Annotated in this window: 17 protein-coding genes and 1 tRNA gene; 12 read left to right on the forward strand and 6 right to left on the reverse strand. The window is 44.6% G+C overall.

Annotated features, from left to right (window positions below; translation table 11 throughout):
- Nucleotides 1–174: 174 nt before the first annotated feature.
- From HC026_RS04330 to HC026_RS04340, 3 genes are all read left to right on the forward strand, one after another.
- Complete coding sequence (locus HC026_RS04330) at nucleotides 175–1218, forward strand: lactonase family protein (RefSeq protein ID WP_168924763.1); 1044 nt, start codon at nucleotides 175–177, stop codon at nucleotides 1216–1218.
- A 195-nt stretch (nucleotides 1219–1413) separates the two neighbouring features.
- Nucleotides 1414–1695 (forward strand): hypothetical protein, encoded by a 282-nt coding sequence (locus tag HC026_RS04335; protein ID WP_168924764.1) that lies wholly within the window; start codon nucleotides 1414–1416, stop codon nucleotides 1693–1695.
- A 314-nt stretch (nucleotides 1696–2009) separates the two neighbouring features.
- Nucleotides 2010–2708, forward strand: a complete 699-nt coding sequence (locus HC026_RS04340) for an SGNH/GDSL hydrolase family protein (RefSeq protein WP_168924765.1) — start codon at nucleotides 2010–2012, stop codon at nucleotides 2706–2708.
- A gap of 130 nt (nucleotides 2709–2838) precedes the next feature.
- Here HC026_RS04340 and HC026_RS04345 read toward each other — a convergent pair whose 3' ends face one another.
- The 3 genes from HC026_RS04345 to HC026_RS04355 are packed head-to-tail and all read right to left on the reverse strand — an operon-like array spanning nucleotide 2839 to nucleotide 6808.
- Nucleotides 2839–3726 (reverse strand): sce7725 family protein, encoded by an 888-nt coding sequence (locus HC026_RS04345; protein ID WP_168924766.1) that lies wholly within the window; start codon nucleotides 3724–3726, stop codon nucleotides 2839–2841.
- Entirely contained in the window at nucleotides 3723–4418 is a 696-nt protein-coding gene (locus HC026_RS04350; RefSeq protein WP_168924767.1) for a hypothetical protein, read from the reverse strand. Before HC026_RS04350 ends, HC026_RS04345 begins: the two co-directional genes overlap by 4 nt.
- Nucleotides 4415–6808 (reverse strand): ATP-dependent DNA helicase, encoded by a 2394-nt coding sequence (locus HC026_RS04355; RefSeq protein WP_168924768.1) that lies wholly within the window; start codon nucleotides 6806–6808, stop codon nucleotides 4415–4417. The genes HC026_RS04350 and HC026_RS04355 overlap by 4 nt, the downstream gene beginning before the upstream one ends.
- Before the next feature lie 349 nt (nucleotides 6809–7157).
- On the opposite strand from HC026_RS04355, the gene HC026_RS04360 reads away from it, so the two are divergent.
- The 4 genes from HC026_RS04360 (at nucleotide 7158) to HC026_RS04375 (ending at nucleotide 10185) form a co-directional block, all read left to right on the forward strand.
- Complete coding sequence (locus HC026_RS04360; protein WP_168924769.1) at nucleotides 7158–8102, forward strand: aspartate carbamoyltransferase catalytic subunit; 945 nt, start codon at nucleotides 7158–7160, stop codon at nucleotides 8100–8102.
- 2 nt (nucleotides 8103–8104) lie between these two features.
- Nucleotides 8105–9385 carry a dihydroorotase gene (locus HC026_RS04365; RefSeq protein ID WP_168924809.1) on the forward strand — a complete coding sequence of 427 codons (1281 nt, stop codon included), beginning with the start codon at nucleotides 8105–8107 and terminating at the stop codon, nucleotides 9383–9385.
- Nucleotides 9386–9452: 67 nt separating this feature from the next.
- Nucleotides 9453–9662, forward strand: coding sequence for a hypothetical protein (locus HC026_RS04370; protein WP_168924770.1), 210 nt, complete (start codon nucleotides 9453–9455; stop codon nucleotides 9660–9662).
- A 133-nt stretch (nucleotides 9663–9795) separates the two neighbouring features.
- Complete coding sequence (locus tag HC026_RS04375) at nucleotides 9796–10185, forward strand: hypothetical protein (protein ID WP_168924771.1); 390 nt, start codon at nucleotides 9796–9798, stop codon at nucleotides 10183–10185.
- Between the two features lie 70 nt (nucleotides 10186–10255).
- Here HC026_RS04375 and HC026_RS04380 read toward each other — a convergent pair whose 3' ends face one another.
- Complete coding sequence (locus HC026_RS04380; protein WP_168924772.1) at nucleotides 10256–10594, reverse strand: hypothetical protein; 339 nt, start codon at nucleotides 10592–10594, stop codon at nucleotides 10256–10258.
- 170 nt (nucleotides 10595–10764) lie between these two features.
- On the opposite strand from HC026_RS04380, the gene HC026_RS04385 reads away from it, so the two are divergent.
- From HC026_RS04385 to HC026_RS04395, 3 genes are all read left to right on the forward strand, one after another.
- The gene (locus HC026_RS04385; protein ID WP_168924773.1) at nucleotides 10765–11445 is read left to right on the forward strand and encodes a Crp/Fnr family transcriptional regulator; all 681 of its coding nucleotides are present in this window, start codon (nucleotides 10765–10767) and stop codon (nucleotides 11443–11445) included.
- Nucleotides 11446–11499: 54 nt separating this feature from the next.
- Nucleotides 11500–11572, forward strand: a tRNA-Ala gene (locus tag HC026_RS04390).
- Between the two features lie 104 nt (nucleotides 11573–11676).
- Nucleotides 11677–12489 (forward strand): hypothetical protein, encoded by an 813-nt coding sequence (locus HC026_RS04395; RefSeq protein ID WP_168924774.1) that lies wholly within the window; start codon nucleotides 11677–11679, stop codon nucleotides 12487–12489.
- Nucleotides 12490–12563: 74 nt separating this feature from the next.
- Here HC026_RS04395 and HC026_RS04400 read toward each other — a convergent pair whose 3' ends face one another.
- Together HC026_RS04400 and HC026_RS04405 are read right to left on the reverse strand one after the other, a co-directional pair.
- Nucleotides 12564–13271 (reverse strand): MIP/aquaporin family protein, encoded by a 708-nt coding sequence (locus HC026_RS04400; RefSeq protein WP_168924775.1) that lies wholly within the window; start codon nucleotides 13269–13271, stop codon nucleotides 12564–12566.
- 91 nt (nucleotides 13272–13362) lie between these two features.
- Nucleotides 13363–13731, reverse strand: coding sequence for a hypothetical protein (locus HC026_RS04405; protein ID WP_168924776.1), 369 nt, complete (start codon nucleotides 13729–13731; stop codon nucleotides 13363–13365).
- Between the two features lie 159 nt (nucleotides 13732–13890).
- Between HC026_RS04405 and HC026_RS04410 the strand changes: the two genes are divergently transcribed.
- Nucleotides 13891–15342 carry an MFS transporter gene (locus HC026_RS04410; protein WP_240891011.1) on the forward strand — a complete coding sequence of 484 codons (1452 nt, stop codon included), beginning with the start codon at nucleotides 13891–13893 and terminating at the stop codon, nucleotides 15340–15342.
- Complete coding sequence (locus HC026_RS04415) at nucleotides 15343–16029, forward strand: YjjG family noncanonical pyrimidine nucleotidase (protein WP_168924777.1); 687 nt, start codon at nucleotides 15343–15345, stop codon at nucleotides 16027–16029. It begins immediately after the preceding gene.
- Nucleotides 16030–16045 lie beyond the last annotated feature (16 nt).

Consider the following 16045-nt stretch of genomic DNA (forward strand, 5'->3'; position numbering starts at 1 on the left):
CGCTTCCTTTATAAAAGTAGATGTGATTGAGTGTAACACAAAATGCGGGTGAGTCGTAAATCCTTAACCTCATAGAAAAATTCTGATAAGCGTCAAGTCGTGACTAAAGCCGGACTAGACCTGTGCTATAATTGAAACGTTGAAATTCATATCAAGCATAGTGGAGGATTGAACATGATCGAAACATTTTTAATCGGTACCTATACGCATAAAAGCAGTGAAGGTGTCTATGAATTACAGCTGGACACTGAGAAGCAGCAGTTACAAAACCTTGAATTAGTTGGACGTGCTGGCAACCCAACCTATGTTGCTGAATCAAAAGCACACCGGGTTTATGCCATTGATGCAGAATCTGAAGACGGCAAGAAAATTGGTGGACTGAAAGTTTTTGATGCCAGCGAAAAGCCGTTTAAGGAACTGAGTAAATCATTGGTTGCTGGACCTAATCCGGCATATGTAGCGGTTGATGAGGATCGTCAGTTGGTTTTCACAGCTAACTATCACACTGGTGTTATCACCGTTTATAAGATTAACGCAGATGGCACATTGACCACCACGGATACTGTGAAACATACTGGTGCAGTTGGCCCCGCCCCCGAGCAGCAGGATGGTCCTCACCCACACTATACGGATTTAACGCCAGATAACCGGTTAGTTTGCTGTGACTTAGGTGAAGATCGGGTTTATCTCTATGACGTAAGTGATGCTGGCAAATTAACTGAGAAGTCACAGTTCAAGTGTGCTGCTGGCTTCGGACCACGGCACATCGTCTTCAACACGGCCCAAAATGTCGCTTACTTAGTCGGCGAACTTGGCAGTGGTATTGAGGTTCTGGACTACATTTCGCAAGCTGGTGAATTTACTTTACGTCAAGAATTAAGCACTATCCCAGAAGATTGGACAGCACACAATGGCGCAGCTGCCATTCGCTTGTCCAGCGACAACAAGTTCGTGTACGTTTCAAATCGCGGGTACAACTCAATTGCGACGTTCAAAGTTGAAGATAACGGTGAATTATCACTAGTCGACCAGATTTCTTCCGAAGGTGATTTTCCTCGTGATTTCAACTTTAACGCTGATGAAAGTTTTATTATCCTTGTTAACCAAAATACGGATAACGCAACGTTATATAGCCGTGATAGCGCGACTGGTAAATTGACTCAAGTTCAAAAGGACTTTAAAGTTCCAGAAGGCGTTTGCGTTGCTTTCGTTAAATAAGCAAAATAAGACAAGTAAATAAGATTCATCTAAGCATTCTCATTTTGAAAAGCCCGTGTCTATCACCTTTAGGACATGGGCTTTTTGGTTGGATTAGAACTTGCTAAAACCGTCCCGAAATCCTTATAAATCGCCAATGAAAGCGTTACAATATTCTTGGTTAGAAAAATGACTTAGGATAGGAGTGAGTTAGACATGATGAATCGGATTAATCTTCAGTTGGTGGCTATGGGACGAGAGGTAACATGGGGCAGAGTCCTGATATTGGCCCTGAATTTTGTTACTTTCATCAGCCTGATTCTGGGGTCATCGGAATTCTTATTTGCTTTTCTTTTATTTGCAAGTTTAGTGCTATTTAGTGGCCACTTTATCGTCTTCGACACGACGAAGCAGGCACGGGGATTACAAGAGCTTGATTTATGGCTGATTGGCTTAACCTTAGCTGCAGGCTATCTGAAACTTGTCTTGGGACTTTAAAATAGTTGCTCGTCAAAAGTTCGTTTAATTAAATCATTGATCGAGAAGGTGTGACACAACTCGGTAGATTCCAGAATATAACATAAACGAGCACCATTCCGATGTCCTTTATCGGGATGGCGCTCGTTTGTGTTATATGGCCGGAATCTGAGTTGTGGAGCAGGTTAAGACTACCTTCAAGTAGCAAAGCAAGGTCAATCATAAGTCGTCGTAATCAAAATACTTACCAATATCGACTTAAGGCACAGCCTCTTTTATTACACATGCACTATAAATGTTAAAATGAAAGGTAGTAACGACAAGGGAGAAAAAACATGAAGCGACATGCAGCACCAGCAAAGCCAATATTAAAGCGTCCCATCTTCTGGGTGATCTTGATTGTGATCATAGTGATTGGAGGCTTCACTGTTGGTCGTAAACCGATTATTAATCTATTCAATCAAGCTACGGTCACTAAGCCGAAACCTAAACCAGTGAAATTAACTCGTCATGAGAAGAAAATCGCCAAAAAGTATCATCTAAGCCCAAAAGCGACTGCCAATGCTCACAGTGCCAAAGTAACGGCAATCGGTGACTCCGTTATGGTTGATATTGTGCCAGAAATGAAGCAGGTTTTTCCACGTGCCATAGTTGACGGAGAAGTGGGGCGACAGTTTTATGATTTGCCGACCATTGCTCAAAATCTAAAGGCTCAGCATAAATTAGCTGATAACGTAGTGGTTAATCTGGGGACAAATGGGCCACCAGAAAAAACTGATATTTCTCGATTCCTGAAAGTGGTTGGGAGTAAACGCCAGGTCTATTGGATCAATACCCACGTACCAACTCAAAAGTGGGAGAGCCAAACCAATCAGCTGATCACGTCAACAGCTAAGCACAACCGAAATGTCCATGTGGTTGATTGGCATGGGCGCAGTGAAAATCAGCCCAATTGGTTTGCCGATGATGAGGTTCATCTGCAGACTAAGGGTGCAATTGCATACGTCGGCTTGCTGGCTAATACAATGGCGTGAGTGATAAAGCTCGGTAGATTCCAGAACGAAACGCAAATAAGACTAATTCCGGCATATCTTGTCGGGATTAGTCTTATTTGCGTGACATGGCCGGAAACTGAGCTTTGACGCTCCTCTAGGGCCAGGAATGTTAATTCGATTCTAAATATCTAGTCATAATTTCCAAATGGTGCTCAATCGTCAGCGCCTTCAAGACGCCCATGCCCGGGAAATGGTGTTTTTCAGCTAAGGTGACTAACTTGGCAGTAGCCGTTGTTTGGTTTTCAGCAGGTTGGGTTTTGATCCAGCCAACTGCCTTGGTCAATGCTTCAAAGTATTTCTCTCGTTGATGTTTGAAGTCCTCGTGCTGATCAGAAACGAAATGGCAGATGCGGACTTGATTATCCTTCAAATAAATCAGATGCAGAGTGACTGTTCGGCTGGGATGACCACGCTCGAAGTAGGCGGCACCTTGCGTTAAGTAATCGCTGAAACCAATTTCGCCATATTGGGTGGCAAAGGTGATGTCATCAGACCAAAAGCTATCAGGCATTTGTGCAAAATCAAAACTGTGTTCTGGAACGGTATAATGATCAAAAAGATGACCGAACATTCTCCCACTAAGTAACTGACGAATTCGGGCCTCAGGTGGCACTAAGAGCGTAGCTGAGTCTGGCAACCAATCATGCTCTAGGAATAGCTTCAAATCCGCGTAGTGTTGGACAATCACTAAACTGTTGCCTAGCAAATCAGGCGGCAGCAGTGGTGTTAAAATATAGGCTCGCTGAATTTCTGGTGATTGCATCAAGTCATCGATTGGATAGCGTTTGGCAGCCTGGTAATGGTCTACCTGTGGATTTTGAATGATGGCTAAGCGTTGGTGATGCTGGCTGAAAGCAGTAATCGTTTTGGGCAATGCAGGCGCGTCACGTACCGGTTCGATAATCGGTACGATCTGAGGTGTAGCTGCGTGTTCAGCAAATTCCGTCAGTGCTCGGAGATCGAATTGACGACCACGAAAATAAGGATAGTAGATCATTTTTGTTTCGCCTCATAGAGTTGCTGCTGTAGTTTGGCAATTTCAAAGTTTAACGCATCCACTTCTTCTTGCAACGCGGTCACGGCATTAGCACGCGTTTCATCGATGAAACGGTCATAAAAATTATTTTCTGGGTCATAAATATCATAATGCTGATGCCGTTTCTTTAATTCCTTAAACAGCCGATCAGTAGAATATTGACTGATTCCCGTTTCCACCCGCTTCGCTTTGCGGACTTCACGAGCCAGCGAGTAAAGAAAATGGCGCATCAAGTCACCTTGATCAAGGGCGATTTCTTGATACCGTGGTTTCTTTTCAACCGTTAAATAACCTGGTGTGAGCACCGGCTCAGTGGCAGCAGCTAACTGTTCTGGGTCATATTTCTGGTAGCTTAACACACCAATTTCAGCTGGAATTTCATCCTTGATTTCAAGGTAAAGTGAGAGTGGCAGGACAAAATAGTTGTAGTTGCCGATGAAGGAAAGCTTTGCATGGGAATGAAAGTCGCTTTTAGTCACTTTCAATTCGTAACAGCGCCACTCGTCTTCGCCAGTTGGTAAATGTTGGTAGCTCAGAGTGTCCACGATGCCCTGATCGTCAGGCATGGTGACTTCTTCCACGGCAATGCTGCCAGCCTCCAGACAGGTTTCGTACAGTGTTTTTTCTAATTCCAATGTGAGTTTAGTTTTCACGATACATTCGGCTCCTTGTCGGTCATTTGCCAGAACTGTTCAATGGTGGGAGCTAACTCGTCTGCACTGTGCAGGATGCGATGATACTGCCAATGCGGCGGAAAATAGCGGGTGTAGCGCTGGCTAGCAAAACGCTGATCCATTAACAGGATAACGCCTTCATCTGAGGTGCTACGAATCAACCGACCGGCAGCCTGAAAGACGTGGTTTAACCCCGGGATTTGATAAGCATATTCAAAGCCTGGTTCACCCTGTGAATCAAAGTAGTCTCGCAGGAGATTATTTTCGGTACTAATTCCCGGTAAGCCAACACTGACAATAGCCACTCCAATCAGTCGATCGGCTGTTAAATCTATCCCTTCAGAAAATAAGCCGCCCAGAATAGCAAAGCCCACCAGTGATTGATCAGGGTTGGGTTGGAAAGCCCCCAAAAAATCCGAGCGATCAGACTCACTCATATTAGGGGCTTGGATGACCGTTGCCACTTCGGGATAAGCTGTTTTGAAAGCTAAACTCACCGTACTTAAAAAACTGTAGGAAGGCAAAAAGACTAAGTAATTACCCGTTTTTCCGTTGACCAGCGTTTTGATTCCGGTAATAATTTTGGCTAAGTTGGCTTCGCGACTCCGATAAGTTGTGCTGATGTAGTCGGTAATCAGAATGCTCTGGTGCTTTGGCGGGAAAGGTGAGGGCAATTGGTAACACAAGCTATCATTGTTTCCACCAAGTACTCTCTGATAGTAATCCAGTGGAGAGAGGGTGGCTGAGAATAGGACGGCACCGCGCCCCTTATCTAGACAATCACGAAGAAACAAGCTGGGATCAAGGCAGAGTTGTTTGAAGACGATTTCCCGGTCATGATCTTCCCCCAGGGTAATTTTAGTTCGGTAGGTTTCATCGTAGAAATCAGCAATTTTAAGGTAACTCAGACAGGCAAAGTAAAAGTCCAGCACCGCTTTTGTGTAATCGGTTTGCGGCCGTTGCTCATCTCCAAGCCAGTCGCTGATGTGGTCACTTAATTTTGTGACGGCTTTGTTAAACTCGTCAGCGGGGCTGTTGAAGACACTTTCCTCTTCGCCGCTTTCTAGTAGTGGGCCAGCGACTTTAAAAAAGGCTCGGCGCATGGCACGAAAAGCCCTTAATAATGCAGGGGTACCTTCTGCTGAGTCCTTGGTGGTGGCAATTAAGTCGGTCAGTGGTGCTAAAGATAATTCTGTCGAATACATATCCCGTGAGCGACTGACTAGATTATGGGCTTCATCCACTAAAAAGAAGTTGTCATCGTCGTGGTCGACGGCGAAGAACCGCTGCAAATAAACTTGCGGGTCAAACAGATAGTTGTAGTCACAAATAATGACATCACAAAAGAGACTGATATCCAATGAAAATTCAAAGGAATCCAGTTGGTGTTTGCGGGCATAGGCCTCCACGGTTTCACGCGTAATGGCAGTTTCGTTAGTCAAAATATCTTTTAGACCGGGTTTCAATCGATCATAGTAGCCCACCATAAAGGGATTCTCCTCCGGTGGTAGATCTGCTTCTTCTGGGAAAGTGATTGTGTCTTTAGCGGTGAGGGTGATGCTGCGAAGGGTCAATCCCTGTTGTGCCATTAGTCCCAGTGCTTGTTCAGCAACCCGTCGTGTGCTCTGCTTAGCCGTTAAGTAAAAGAGCCGCTGAATCTGATTTTCACCCATAGCTTTAATACAGGGGAACACGGTTGAAATGGTTTTACCCGTGCCGGTTGGCGCTTCTATGAAAAGCTGTTTTTTTAGGCGCAAGGCTTTGTAAACTGATACGGCCAGTTCACGTTGCCCGGTTCGGTAATGATCAAATGGAAACGCCAAATCCTTGATGGAAGCGTTACGGCTTTCCCGTAGATCAGCTTGCAGTTTCAGCCAAGTCTCGTATTCGGCGATAACTGAATTGAAGAATTCAGTGGCTTTAGCTAAGGTATAAGTGATTTTCCGCGTGGTCACTTCTTCGGTTGTCCGACGATAGTAGGTTAACTGCAGTGTCAGCTGGTTGAGGTCTTCATCGGTCATTAAGATGTAGGCGTACATTTTCGCTTGACCCCAATATAGCGTCAAAGTGTTATCCGTGAGATCCTCAAAAGCGACGTCGGACGTTTTGATTTCTTCAATCAACGTGTCATTCCCATTTAAGATGACCCCGTCAGCGCGCCCGTGAACGAGGTAAGGGTTACCTGCCAGCTGTACTTCGCGTTCAAGGCTATATTCTTTTTGATAATTTTCGCCACGAGACTTTTGCAGCATGCGGTGAATCTGAGCACCCTCTAAAGCCGTATTCATGCTGTTCATGCTGGCGTTGAGATCCCCAGAGCGTAGCGTAAACTCAACGAGCTCGCGGATTCCTAATTTGGTAATTGTCATTTTACGTTCCTCTTTGTTCATAGCTGAAACCCATTATAGCATGATACCAGTACTGAAAACGCATCAGGAAATGAGCCAAAATTCAAAAAAAGCTTGTGTCAGACAAACAAACGGGTTATGATATCAGCAATGAAACCTTTAACAATTAGTCCTGTGAGGCTAAGAAGGTCCGGCGAAACTAGGCACATAGTCTAGATTTGTGAACCTCTCTACCCACAGGCGGTAGAGAGGTTTTTGTTTACTGACGATTTAATTGTCTCCCGTGAGAGCAAAACGTCCAAAGGTTAATCCCCTAAAAGGCGCGCTTTGCAAACACGGCAAGGCGCGTTTATTTTAGGAGGAAAAAACTATGATTGAAACGACCAAGCCGTTAAGTTACGCAAACGTACTCAGTATGCAAGATTTAGAAGCCGATGAAGTGATGGCCTTCATTAAAGAAGCCCAGCAGTTTAAGGCTGGTAAGCAGATTCACCTGACACGGCCAGTCTACGCTGCCAACTTATTTTTCGAAAACAGTACTCGTACCCACACCAGTTTTGAAATGGCTGAACGTAAATTAGGCTTGCAAGTCGTTGATTTCAACCCAGCGGTCAGCTCAGTTAATAAAGGCGAGACGATGGGCGACACCGTGAAAGCACTCCAGGCGATTGGTGTTGACGTCATGGCTATTCGTGATAAGCATAACGAGTATTACAATCAGCTGGTTAACGACCGCAACATCCACCTGGGTATTGCTAACGGTGGTGACGGTTCTGGTGAACACCCTTCACAGTCATTGCTGGATATGATGACAATCTACGAAGAATTTGGGACTTTCGCAGGCTTAAAAGTTGCCATAATCGGTGACTTGACTCACTCAAGGGTTGCTCGATCTGACATGGAAGTGTTGAACAAACTGGGTGCTGAAGTCTTCTTCGGCGGGCCTAAGAAGTGGTTTAATGCCCGCTTTGACGCCTATGGAACCTGGCTGCCAGTGGACGATTTAGTGGATCAGATGGATGTGTTAATGTTTCTGCGGGTGCAGCACGAACGGCTGGATACGACGGAGAACAAGACCTTTACAGCTGCTAAGTACAACGCTGAATACGGGTTAACATCAGCTCGTAAAGCACGGATGCAGGAGCACGCCATCATTATGCACCCGGCACCTGTGAACCGCGGTGTCGAAATCGCCGATGAATTAGTCGAATGTGATAACTCTAGGATTTTCCAGCAAATGGCCAATGGCGTGTTCGTTCGCATGGCGGTCATGGCTAGTTTGTTGCGTTACCAGGGACTGGTGGATGAGGATTAATGATGAAAAGATTAATTAAAAACGGTCAGTGTTTAGTTGATGGTCACTTACAGGTTCGAGATCTTTTGATCGTGGATGGTAAAATTGCCAAAATTAGTCAGCACATCACTGCTGCTACGCCGGTTGACCAGATCGTCGATGCACAGGGGTTATTCATGAGTCCCGGGTTGGTTGATCTGCACGTTCATTTACGGGAACCAGGACAAACTGATAAGGAAACCGTTAAGACTGGGAGTTTAGCCGCTGCTCATGGTGGTTACACGACGATTGCCGCGATGCCTAACGTCATTCCAGCGCCTGACACGCCGGAACGGATGCGCGACATGTTGGTGTTGAATCAGCGAGATGGCGCAGTCCATCTGGTTCAGTATGCGACTATTACAACGGCCCGTGGTGGTGATGAACTGGTTGATATGCCGGGGTTAAAGGACGCCGGGGCGTTTGCTTTCAGTAATGATGGTAACGGGGTTCAAACAGCAGGGACGATGTATCAGGCAATGATTCAAGCAGCCCGCTTGAACATGGCAGTGGTTGCGCACGCCGAAGATGACAGTTTGACTTACGGTGGCGTGATGCACGAAGGTAGTGTGTCGAAACGACTGGGACTCCCTGGTATTCCAAGTGTATCCGAAACAGCTCAGGTGGCTAGAGACGTTGCGCTTGCAGCTGCGACCGGTGCCCATTATCACGTCTGCCACGTGTCGTCTGCTGCCACTGTGCAAGTGATTCGAGCCGCCAAGGCAGCGGGGGTTAACGTGACCTGTGAAGTGTCACCGCATCATTTACTATTGAGTGATGAGAAGATCACAAGAGATAATGCCATGTTGAAAATGAATCCACCTTTGGGGAGTGAGCAGGATCGCCAAGCTCTGATCGCGGGGTTACTGGACGGCACTATCGATGTGATTGCGACGGATCACGCTCCCCACACGGATGCGGAAAAGGCACAGTCGATGCTGAAGGCACCCTTTGGTATTACCGGAAGTGAGACGGCATTTGCCATGCTGTACACCAAGTTTGTTAAATCAGGGCTGTTTAGTCTGGCACAGCTGATCAATTGGATGTCGGTTTCGCCAGCTGAGTTGTTTGGGTTAAACGCTGGAAAACTCACTGAAGGGCAGTCCGCAGACATTGCATTGTTTGACCTAACAACACCGTTTACAATCCATTCAGACGACTTCTTATCAAAGGGACATAACTCGCCGTTTATTGGTGAACAAGTGCTCGGAAAGACGGTAAGAACAATTGTTTCTGGTACTGATGCCTATCTGAGTAAAGATTAACTGAATCAGCTTGAAATGGCATCACTCCAATTACTATAATTAATGAGTAGAGATTGGAGGATACAAGATGACTGAAGCTGAGTTAGCAGCGTTAAAACCATTATTGGCGGAATATAACGTGAATCTAGTAACTGATGGTGCGACCATCACCCGTGTGAATGGGCATGAAGCTCAATTGGATGTGACGGGCTATATGCCGGATCAGTTGATTGACCTGGTTTTAAAAATCATTGGTACCGATTTAAGAGCTGCGTTATTTAAAAAAATGCACGAGTAATGTAACAGCCAGATGACAAATGTTTCAAAATACTGACAAACATTAATTTGAATGAGACACCAGCGTAATTTTCTTTGGATATACTAGTTGCAGTCGCTTTTAGTACGAACTAGTTTTTCGAGGAGAATAAAATTTGTCAATTAAACAAAGAATTGCGAGCCTGTTACTCGCGTTATTAATGCTTGTAGGCGTTGCTGGTATGACCGGAACGACTGCCGCAGCCCAAACTAAATATAACCCTAAGGCGGATGCTGTTATGAGTATTTCCGCATTTAAACGAATGGGAAGAGTGCACTACCATAAGCGGGTCTTTACATACTATTCGCCAAATGGCTCGCATATTTTTGGGATGGGCGCTTACACCTCTGATGGCACGTATACGTTAAACGGCCATGATAAGAATGGTTATTTAATTTTGGCTAATAACAAAAAATTCGGGACCAAAATCAAGACGCCTTTAGGCATGGGTGTTGTGCATGATCGCGGAACGTACGGTGGACATTACGATATTGTTGTCAAATAATCATTAGATAAAAAGCAACGGCTAGACTCCCAAGTTAGGGGCTAGCCGTTGCTTTTTTATATTGTTTAGATCAGTTAAACTTCCAATCATCCAATTGTTTCTCGTGTTTACCAAGATAATTAATGGCTTCATGGACAAGTGACTCTGATTCCTTATCCAGTTGTTCGGCAGATTTACTGGCATCGAAGTCTGAAAGAAACCCCTCACCGATAGCTTTGTAAATCCGTTCGCGGGCTTCACCGTTGTCTTTAAACAATGAATCTAAACCTTTAACGTCCTTTTTGGCTGCGTTATAGATCACTTCGGCAAGATCTTCACGGTTGCCTAATTTTTTGGCACCGTACTCCAATAAGAAGTCGTTCATGTCGACGATAACACTCTCTTTACGTTCTCTCTCAGATTTTTTCAAGACTAATCACCTCTCATTTCATTCTAAAGCTTTATGAGGCTAAAATTCAACGTGTATGCGTGAGTAAATTTAAATAAATGAACTTGATTTACGTCAAGTTCATTTATTGTCTTATCCACTATAATCAGGTTAAAATATAGTTGGATGTCATCTTGATTGGAGGATACACTATGTTAGCGCATCATGATGCAATAGCATGTGTCAGGCTGGTACCAATCTTTCAGCAGTTGAATCACGATACGATTTCTGCTGTGGCTGAACTGGTCCAGGAACGGCACGTGAAGAAGGGTGAATTTGTTTTTATGGCTGGCGACCACGCTGATTCATTGATCATCATGGCCCATGGGCAGGTGAAGGTGATACAAAGTTCTGCTAGTGGCCGCGAACAGATGATTAGGCTACTGCAAACCGGTGATTTTGATGGTGAGTCAGTTTTGTTTGAAGATGCTGAACGTCAGACCAGCGCGGAAGCCTTGACTGATACGCAGATTTGTTTGATTACGCGGCAAGATTTTCAAAAATTGCTTACACAATCTCCTGCCGTTGCGATTAACATGTTAAACGCCTTAGGTAAGCGGGTGTCGCAACTCGAAGCCCAGGCAGCAGCGACGTTAACCACTAGTGTTGGCGAACGGTTGGCGAATTATTTAGTTGAGACCAGTTCCGAACTGGAGACCGATGACTTTGACTTACCCCTGCAGAAAAAGGATCTAGCGTTATATTTAGGAACTTCACCTGAAACGATTAGCCGAAAATTAAAACAGTTTTCTACTGATGGCTTAATCTCTCAGCATGGTCGTAACCACATTAAGCTTACTGATGTTGACGGATTGATGATGGTCGAGAATTAAATGTTTTAACTAGTTAACAGACTACCCAATTAGTGGTAGTCTTTTTAGTGTATTGGGTCCATAGCTCAGTTGGGAGAGCGCCTGCTTCGCATGTAGGAGGTCGACGGTTCAAGTCCGTTTGGATCCATTGTTTCAATTAATTAATATGGGTTAATAATTGTATTGCAGTTTTGTGCATGATATCATTTGTGTAAGGTTCTGGGTTTATTTTTTAAAGGGGGAAACGCAATAATGAAGAAATTAAGAACAAAATTACTTATTGTATTAACTGCAGCTTTTGGTGGGTTTGCATTGGCACAACAGCCTACAACGGCGCAGGCTTCAAGCAAAATCTCATCAATCCCAAGTGGTAACTTCCAAGTTTCACAGGCTTACTACACATTCCGCTGGCAAACATTTAAGAGCGGTAAAAAAACGGGCAAAATTCTTGTTTTTGGCGATTTTAAGAATGCTGCCGTTCGGTATGCGGTGCCAACTAAGTACAAGTTAAGCAAGAGTCACCGTACCCTGACGACATACTACCGCTTGATGGATAACAACAAGTTAGCTAAGACGACTTACCGGATGGATGTTTACAAGTACAGTAGCAGCAAGTACAAAGTTAAACTTAACCAGTACAAGGCTGGTTTGCTACCAAGTTATAAAGGTAAATCATACACGGCCAAAGTAACTAAGAGTTCACCGGCGCAGAGTTTTGCGACAAGTTATACGAAGTCTAAATTGTTCAATGAAGAATATAAGAAATCTTATAATGCAAACTACGACTCAAACTATAAAGCAGCGTATGATGCCTATCTCAAACAGGTAACCGATGCTTACAACAAGCAAGCTGAACAAAACTTTAAAGATGGTAAAAGTGCTGATCCAAGTACACCTGAGGCTCAACAGGAAATCAATGCCGCAGCACTTAAATATGTTAACGACAATACTGACAAGATTACCCAAAGCCTCACCGATAATCTTGGCAAAGCCGTGACCGAACAAGTTAACAAAGATGTCAACAAGGTGCTTCAAAGTTTAGTTTCTGCCTATAACTCAAAGTAATGATTAAATAGCGACATCAAAAAATCTGATTGCCAGTGAAAACTGGTAATCAGATTTTTTTAATCTATGTTTAATTATTTAACCGCAACCTCAATTGCCGTGGCAATAATCCCGCCCAGCAATGGGCCAAACATCGGCACCCAAGCGTAATCCCAATGGGCAGAGCCCTTATTGGGTACCGGGATAATCGTGTAGGCAAATCGTGGTGCCCAATCACGGGCTGGGTTTATAGCGAACCCCGTGGTGGTCCCTAAACCGGTACCAACAACTAAGATCAGTGTCCCAACAATGAAGGGCTTTAAGCCGGTTGTGAAGTCGCCTAAATTCAACAAGGTGAATACAAAAGCGAAGGTTGCAATGACTTCTGAGAGGAAGTTAAACAGAGGTGAGTGAATTGCGGGTTTAGTGGCAAAAATGCCCACTGTGTTACCAGCGGACTCACCCTTGGTGGCCCTGAAGTGCGGTGTGAATTGGATCATGACCAAAACTGCCCCCACAAAGGCCCCTGAGAATTGCCCTAAAATATAGGGTAAGACATCGTGCCATGGGAAAAGGCCAAACAATGCATATGGAATGGTTACCGCAGGGTTTAAATGACCATCTGACCCTAGCATCCCAGCAACGTAGACACCCATGGTAACCGCCAGTCCCCAAGACAAACTGATAAAAGTCCAGTCTGAGCCGGTTCCGTAAGTCTTCTTAAGATTGACACTGGCACAAGAGCCAGTCCCAAACAAGATTAAGATAGCGGTTCCAAAAAATTCCCCTATAAATCCGTGCATAAAGACACACCCACCTTTATAAAATTATATTGTCATCAGAAACATCTTAATTTTAGCAGGTTAGAAGCTCGATTACAAAACTTGGCATTGTTTAATGGCAGACAGAGCGGTGCCCGCCACTTCGACGGCCTTTAAGTACCTTGCGTTTAAACTTTGGTTTGGCGTTATCCGCTTCAAACTTAAAGTGACGCATTTTGCCGGCAAAGGGCTGGCCACTCATCCGAATTCGCAGCCAAGACTGCATGGTTGAAAGCATCTGCTTCGCGTTTTCCACTTGGGTTGTCTGGCCGTCTCGTTCTGCGGTGGGAATTACGTCTTCTTGAATCTGTTTGACTAGCTTTTGATGATAAGCTACAAGTTCGACAGTTAATGGGGCTTGCACATACTGGTTAAATAACTCCTCGATGTAGCGTAGGGCATCTTTGGCGTCTTTTGGTTGATAATAACGATCATCTGTCATGTTTTACACCTCGAATATATAGAATAGCAGTCCGGAATCGGTTAAGCAAGAATGACCATTAATTATCACTGTAAGCAGGTTAAGTATTTGATTAACCCTGTAAAATAGCGTAAATTTAAAACTTGTAAATAACTAGTTTTAAGAGTGAGAAGGTGCAACGTGACAAGCAACGATTATGTAACCGACCAGCGAGTTCAGAAGCATCGCTGGTGGATTCTAGCTGCAGTAGGTCTATTTACTTTCATGTCGACCTTGGACGCTAGTATTGTTAATATTGCCTTACCTGTGATTTCCAGGGATTTAAGCATACCCATGAATCAAGCAGAATGGGTCGTCTCAATTTATTTGATCGTCATCTGTGCGCTATTGCTGTTATTTGGTAAACTTGGCGATTCGTTGGGGAAAATTAACGTTTTTCGAACGGGCACGTTGCTCTTCGTTCTTGGTTCGTTGCTAGCTGGGTTTAACGGTAATCTTTACCTGCTTTTGTCGGCTCGGGTCGTTCAGGCGCTGGGTGCGTCCATGACGATGGCAAATAACAACGGCATTATCACGGAAATTTTCCCTTTGAATGAACGGGGACGAGCTTTAGGTATGATCGGGTCATTCGTGGCGTTGGGTGCCATCGCTGGGCCAGGATTGGGCGGTATGATGCTGTCTCATTTACCCTGGGGCTATATTTTCTGGCTGAACGTTCCAATTGGCGTGATTACCATTATTGTTGGTCAGGTGATTTTACCGGCGGATAAGATTAAGACCCGTGAAAAAATTGACCGTTTCGGTTCACTGACAATGGCCTTATTCATGGCGTCAATGTTTGTAGGAATCTTTTTAGGGCAGGAGATTGGCTTCACAAAACCGTTGATTCTTGGATTAATTGCTTTTGCGCTTATTATGGGGCTGACATTTATTCACATCGAAAATCACGTCGCTAATCCGCTGCTGCAATTTAGTTTATTCCAAAATGGCGACTTCACGCTAAGCTTGTTATGTGGGTTTTTGATTTTTGTCACCAACTTCTTCTTTAACGTGATTTCACCGTTCTACCTTGAAAATGCCCGCGGCCTAAAGCCAAATTTAGCTGGCTTAATCTTAATGGCTTATCCCATTGTGCAAGTGATTATAGCGCCGATTGCCGGAACGATTTCGGATCGGGTAGGGCCAGAACTGATTACCTTTTGTGGCTTGATCTTGATTCTCATGAGCCAACTTGGCTACATGCTCACTGACTTGACCACATCGCTGTGGCTCTTTACCGCAATTGTGGGTTTCGTGGGCTTTGGTAACGGCATCTTTCAGGCACCTAACAACACCATTGTTATGAGTGCTGTTGAGCCTGAGAATCTGGGAATCGCCGGTGGTATGAACGCACTAGTTCGTAATCTGGGCATGGTAGTTGGTGTTTCGTTTTCAACCACGGTCCTTTTCAGTGCCATGAGTCATTACAAGGGGGCCAAGGTCACCACTTATATTAATGGGCAGCCGGATGTTTTCATCTATGGCATGCATGTTTCGTTCTTAATTGCGACCATTATTTGTGCTATCGCGGCTTTGATAACAGGCTATCGACTAATTAAACGGCCAACTAGGCCAATGAAAGGTGAATCATAAATGGCATACCGGACACTACTTTTTGATATTGATGATACATTATTGAACTTCCAGGCAGCTGAAAAGCAGGCACTCGAAAGTTTATTTAAGAAGTTGAAATTACCACTCACCAGTCAAACTTACGACTTTTACCATGACGAAAATTTGGCCTTGTGGCAGCAGTTTGAGTTAGGCAAGATTAGCAAGTCAAAACTACTCGTTAAGCGATTTACAACCCTATTTGACCATCTTGGCATTAGTGGTATTGACGGCCAAAAAATGGAGGAGCTTTACCGCGACTATCTAGGTGAGGGCCATCAGCCCATGCCGCAAGCGCCCGAAGTGTTGTCTGATCTGTGTCAGAGTCACGATTTATACGTGGTAACGAACGGTGTCGCTAAAACGCAGCAAAGACGACTGTCAGAGGCTCACTTTGACCATTACTTTAAGGACGTTTTTATTTCTGAATTGGTAGGTGCTCAAAAACCAGCACCGGAATTTTTCCAGCGGGTCACCGCTGATATTCAGCCTTACGAACCGACCCAGACGTTAGTGATTGGGGATTCCTTAACCTCCGATATTAAAGGCGCAGCCAGTTTTGGTTTGGATTCCGTCTGGTATAATCCAAATCACGCGGCCAATCAAACCAAAATCAAGCCAACCTACGAAATCGATCAGCTTGATGCACTAGAAACGATTGTCGCTTAATTAGATGGATGCAACT

Source organism: Secundilactobacillus angelensis, from assembly GCF_012641075.1.
GTDB lineage: Bacteria > Bacillota > Bacilli > Lactobacillales > Lactobacillaceae > Secundilactobacillus > Secundilactobacillus angelensis.

Excerpts from the sequence above, each read along its gene's own strand:
- HC026_RS04330 (WP_168924763.1), top strand. The coding sequence starts at position 175 with ATGATCGAAACATTTTTAATCGGTACCTATACGCATAAAAGCAGTGAA.
- HC026_RS04335 (WP_168924764.1), top strand. The coding sequence starts at position 1,414 with ATGATGAATCGGATTAATCTTCAGTTGGTGGCTATGGGACGAGAGGTA.
- HC026_RS04340 (WP_168924765.1), top strand. The coding sequence starts at position 2,010 with ATGAAGCGACATGCAGCACCAGCAAAGCCAATATTAAAGCGTCCCATC.
- HC026_RS04345 (WP_168924766.1), bottom strand. The coding sequence starts at position 3,726 with ATGATCTACTATCCTTATTTTCGTGGTCGTCAATTCGATCTCCGAGCA.
- HC026_RS04355 (WP_168924768.1), bottom strand. The coding sequence starts at position 6,808 with ATGACAATTACCAAATTAGGAATCCGCGAGCTCGTTGAGTTTACGCTA.
- HC026_RS04360 (WP_168924769.1), top strand. The coding sequence starts at position 7,158 with ATGATTGAAACGACCAAGCCGTTAAGTTACGCAAACGTACTCAGTATG.
- HC026_RS04365 (WP_168924809.1), top strand. The coding sequence starts at position 8,105 with ATGAAAAGATTAATTAAAAACGGTCAGTGTTTAGTTGATGGTCACTTA.
- HC026_RS04370 (WP_168924770.1), top strand. The coding sequence starts at position 9,453 with ATGACTGAAGCTGAGTTAGCAGCGTTAAAACCATTATTGGCGGAATAT.
- HC026_RS04385 (WP_168924773.1), top strand. The coding sequence starts at position 10,765 with ATGTTAGCGCATCATGATGCAATAGCATGTGTCAGGCTGGTACCAATC.
- HC026_RS04395 (WP_168924774.1), top strand. The coding sequence starts at position 11,677 with ATGAAGAAATTAAGAACAAAATTACTTATTGTATTAACTGCAGCTTTT.
- HC026_RS04400 (WP_168924775.1), bottom strand. The coding sequence starts at position 13,271 with ATGCACGGATTTATAGGGGAATTTTTTGGAACCGCTATCTTAATCTTG.
- HC026_RS04405 (WP_168924776.1), bottom strand. The coding sequence starts at position 13,731 with ATGACAGATGATCGTTATTATCAACCAAAAGACGCCAAAGATGCCCTA.
- HC026_RS04415 (WP_168924777.1), top strand. The coding sequence starts at position 15,343 with ATGGCATACCGGACACTACTTTTTGATATTGATGATACATTATTGAAC.